This is a genomic window from Streptococcus suis, from assembly GCF_002964045.1.
GTDB lineage: Bacteria > Bacillota > Bacilli > Lactobacillales > Streptococcaceae > Streptococcus > Streptococcus suis_U.
In genome coordinates this window covers 1-585 of record NZ_POPB01000178.1, presented here as the reverse complement: position 1 = coordinate 585, position 585 = coordinate 1, and the positions used below count along the sequence as shown (strand labels likewise).

The following is a 585-nucleotide window of genomic DNA, read 5'->3' as shown; positions in this document are numbered from 1 at the left end:
TTATACTTTAGAAAAGTTTTAAAAACAGTTTTAAAGGCAGGATTGACAAGCTCCAGATTGTCTTCTAGAAGCTCGAAGAAATATTTCGAGTTCATCTCTTGGAAATGGAAGAGGAGAATCTGGTAGAGGTCATAATAGAATCTTAGTTGATCTGAGAACTCGAGTGTTTTCTGAACAACCTCTTTCGGTGTCAATATTTGCCCAAAGGTACGAGAATAAAAGAGGTTCTGAGACAGTTTACGGCTATCTTTTTGAAGAATCCGCCAGTGATTTTTCATGGATCGATAAGGTAGGGAACGCGTATCGAAAGTCTTCATAATATCAATTCTAGTCGTCATCATAGCACGGCTCAGGTGCTGGATAATGTGAAATCTATCAAGAACAATTTTAGCTCTTGGAAATAGTTTTTTGATGATGGGAATATAGCTACCCGACATGTCCACTGTTACGACCTCGACAGTTTCTCTGACTACCCTAGGATACTTGTAGAAATAGTTCTTGATGGTGGTTTGGCGGTTGTTGTCAAGAATGGTCACAATCGATCTCGTCTCAAAATTCTGAGCAATAAAGGCGAGTTTTCCCTTG

General features: G+C 39.1%; 1 protein-coding gene. It reads right to left on the bottom strand.

Translation table 11 applies throughout. The features are described 5' to 3' along the window. The coding region (locus tag C1E99_RS01150) for a transposase (protein ID WP_161951120.1) at positions 1 to 585 on the bottom strand (585 nt) is incomplete at both ends.